Source organism: Mycobacterium sp., assembly GCF_035603715.1.
Taxonomy (GTDB): domain Bacteria; phylum Actinomycetota; class Actinomycetes; order Mycobacteriales; family Mycobacteriaceae; genus Mycobacterium.
In genome coordinates this window covers 1-2,643 of record NZ_DATNJW010000685.1, presented here as the reverse complement: position 1 = coordinate 2,643, position 2,643 = coordinate 1, and the positions used below count along the sequence as shown (strand labels likewise).

3 protein-coding genes and 1 pseudogene are annotated in these 2,643 nt (G+C 67.5%); 1 reads left to right on the top strand and 3 read right to left on the bottom strand.

What is annotated here, in order from left to right; genetic code table 11:
- Positions 1 to 64: 64 nt before the first annotated feature.
- Positions 65 to 940 carry an aldo/keto reductase gene (locus VN856_RS27615; protein WP_325695233.1) on the bottom strand — a complete coding sequence of 292 codons (876 nt, stop codon included), beginning with the start codon at positions 938 to 940 and terminating at the stop codon, positions 65 to 67.
- A 59-nt stretch (positions 941 to 999) separates the two neighbouring features.
- On the opposite strand from VN856_RS27615, the gene VN856_RS27610 reads away from it, so the two are divergent.
- A complete protein-coding gene (locus VN856_RS27610; protein WP_325695232.1) occupies positions 1,000 to 1,497 on the top strand; it encodes a DUF1990 domain-containing protein in 498 nt (165 codons plus the stop codon).
- On the opposite strand, the gene VN856_RS27605 is transcribed toward VN856_RS27610, so the two are convergent.
- Together VN856_RS27605 and VN856_RS27600 are read right to left on the bottom strand one after the other, a co-directional pair.
- On the bottom strand, positions 1,494 to 2,438 hold the full coding sequence (locus VN856_RS27605; protein ID WP_325695230.1) for a nitronate monooxygenase: 945 nt from the start codon (positions 2,436 to 2,438) through the stop codon (positions 1,494 to 1,496). The genes VN856_RS27610 and VN856_RS27605 overlap by 4 nt on opposite strands.
- A 4-nt stretch (positions 2,439 to 2,442) precedes the next feature.
- Positions 2,443 to 2,643 (bottom strand): annotated as a pseudogene (locus VN856_RS27600) (cupin domain-containing protein); the annotation flags it as partial.

The following is a 2,643-nucleotide window of genomic DNA, read 5'->3' as shown; positions in this document are numbered from 1 at the left end:
ATGTCGCGCATGTTCGCCGGCCACCAGAACACCGTATTGCCCGGCGGCGAGCGTCGGCGCCGGGCTAGGCGTTCTGCTTGCCGAGCTCGCTCAGCTTCGCGAACTCGTCGTCGCTGAGCTCGATCTCGGCGGCGGCGACGTTCTGCTCCAGGTGCGCGACACTCGAGGTGCCCGGAATCGGGAGAACCACCGGTGAGCGTTTCAGCAACCAGGCCAGCGCCAGTTGCGACGGCGTCGCGTGGCCATGCTCGGAGCCGAGCTTGGCCAGCGGACCGTCCGGCGCCGCGAGCGGGCCCGCGGCCAGCGGGAACCACGGAATGAAGCCGATCCCCTGTTTGGTGGACTCGCCCAGAAGTGCTTCGGCGGAACGGTTGGTCAGGTTGTAGAGGTTTTGCACCGAGACAATCTGCGTGATCTTTTGGGCGGCATGCAGCTGGTCGACGTTGATCTCTGACAGTCCGATGTGGCGGATCTTGCCTTCATGCTGCAACTTGACCAGCTCGCCGATCTGGTCTTCCATCGGGAATTTGTCGTCGATGCGGTGCAGCTGAAACAGGTCAATGGTTTCCACGCCGAGCCGGCGCAGGCTGAGCTCGGCCTCTTGACGCAGGTAGGCGGGGAAGCCCAGCGGAACCCACACGTCGGGTCCGGTGCGCAGCAACCCGGCCTTGGTCGCGATCACCAGCCCGTCGTAGGGATGCAACGCCTCCCGGATGATCTCCTCGGCGAAGTACGGGCCGTATGAGTTCGCGGTGTCGATGAAGTTGACGCCGAGTTCGGCAGCGCGCCGCAGCACGCGAACCGCTTCGTCTCGGTCGGCGGGTGGGCCCCAAACCCCCTTGCCGGTCAGACGCATTGCGCCGTAGCCGAGGCGGTTGATGGTGAGATCACCGCCGAGAGTGAAGGTTCCGGATGCCTGGGCGGGAGCTTGCGTAGTCACATCGCCGACCGTACGCGAGCCCGCAAAAACCGGCCACGTCCGCGTGGCAAGCTGGCCCGGTGGACTTGCAAACGATTGCTCAACTGCCCTTCACCTATCCCGAGGTGGGCGCGACGGCCGGCCCGCCGCCCCCGGGGTACAAGCACATTGGCTACTCGGCCCACATCGGCATGGGTCGGCTTCGCTTCGAGCAGGCCGCTGACGCGGTGATGCGCTGGGGCATGCAGCGCGGCTCCGGCCTGCGGGTGCAGCCCAGCAGCGAATTCATCACCGTCGGCACGGTGGTCGTGGTGAAAATCGGGTTCCTGAAGGCACCGTGCCGGGTCGTGTACATCGTCGACGAGCCGCACGTGAAGGGATTCGCCTACGGCACCCTGCCCGGGCATCCGGAGTCCGGCGAGGAGCGGTTCGTGGTGCGCCATGACCCCGTTACCTCCGCGGTGTTCGCCGAGGTCTCCGCCTTCTCCCGGCCGGCGACGTGGTGGAGCAAAGCCGGTGGACCGTTCACCTCGCTGCTGCAGCGCGTGATGAACAAGCGTTACGTACGGGCGGTCTAGCCCCAGCCCGCGAGTAACTCGCGGGCGCCCGTGCAGAGGCGTTCGATGACCTCGCCGACCGGGGCGACATCGGTGACCATCCCGACGCCCTGGCCGGCATCGACCGCCGCGATTCGGCGGTCATCGGCGGCGATCGCGGCGGCCAGTTCAGCTTCAGCAGCGGCGTCTTCGGCCAACGCGTCCTCATGTCCGGTCCAGCGGGCGACGAAGTCGTTGCGCAGCACGCGTGACGGGAACCGCTCCGCCCACGGCAGATGACGGACGATGTCGTACACCCGGGTGCTGGTGGTGTCGGTCTCGCGGGCCGCGACCAGCGCGCGGCGTCCGGCGTCGCTCGTCAGCGCCTCCACTGACGCCGACAGGCAGGTGCCCAGCCAGGCTCCGCTGGCCCCGGCGGCCAGCACCGCGGCGAGGCTGCGCGGCGACGCGATGCCACCGGCGGCCAGCACCGGCACCGCCACCACGTCCAACACCGCGTCGAGCAGCGGCAGCGTGCCGATCGTCGCATCCCCATGGCCGCCACCCTCGCTGCCGCGGGCCACGATCAGGTCGATCCCGGCGTCTTCCGCTCTGCGTGCCTCGGCCCCGTTGTAAACCTGTGTGGCAGCAAGGATTCCGGCGTCGTGAACGCGGCTCACCCAAGACAGATCGGTGCCGAAGCTGACCGAGATCAGCACCGGCTGCGCGGCGAGCGCAGCCTCGAAAAGGCCCACCTCTTTCCGCATCACCCAGTCCACCAGGCCGATTCCGAACGTCCCTGTCACATGCGGTAGTTCGGCGTGCAACAACGACGTCGACCCGGCGGTGCCCATGCCGACCATGCCCAGTCCACCGGCGGCGCTGACCCCGGCAGCCAACCGTCCACCGGCTACGCCTCCCATGGGGGCGTTGACGATGGGCACGCGCAGGCCCATCGCCCGAGACCAGGGCGTCGACAGCATCGGACTAAACCGAAGGGAGGCTTTTGAAGACGGTCAGCATGACCACCGAATCGTCCACCGCCTGTAGGGAATGCCGTTGCGGGGGGATGACCACGTAGTCGCCGGTCTTGCCATCCCAACTGTCTTCACCGGCGGTGAGATGCACGTGTCCTTGCAAGACCTGCAGCGATGCCTGCCCGGGACTGTCGTGTTCGGAGAGTTCATG

Coding starts and splice junctions, on each gene's coding strand:
- VN856_RS27605 (WP_325695230.1), bottom strand. CDS start 2,438: ATGCTGTCGACGCCCTGGTCTCGGGCGATGGGCCTGCGCGTGCCCATC.